1 protein-coding gene is annotated in these 277 nt (G+C 25.6%); it reads left to right on the top strand.

Annotated features, from left to right (window positions below; all coding sequences use genetic code 11):
- Positions 1–277: hypothetical protein (locus AMO19_RS00095; protein WP_146255908.1), on the top strand; the 277-nt coding region annotated here is incomplete at both ends.

Genomic DNA, 277 nt, shown 5'->3' with positions numbered 1-277 from the left:
AGTAATTGAATTGATTCATACGAAACTAAGTTTAAGTCGTTTAACAGAGGCCTGGATAAAATCACTCTTCATTTCTTCTTTAAAGAAGAATATAAAAAAGACTAAAGTAATTTTTAGAATAGAAAATCAGTATAAATCTCAAATCATTCAATCACCAGGAGCAATGGAATCAAATTTAATTTTGGAGGAATACATAAATATTTTTAAAAATTATTCAGAAAAATGTTTCCCTCTTCCTCCAGAAAGTTCTTATAAATATGTAGAAGCAAAAATAAAA

Source organism: Prochlorococcus marinus, assembly GCF_001180245.1.
In the GTDB taxonomy this organism is placed as follows: domain Bacteria; phylum Cyanobacteriota; class Cyanobacteriia; order PCC-6307; family Cyanobiaceae; genus Prochlorococcus_A; species Prochlorococcus_A marinus_F.
The sequence above is the reverse complement of the archived record's forward strand: the minus strand, read 5'-3'. Positions and strand labels throughout refer to the sequence as shown.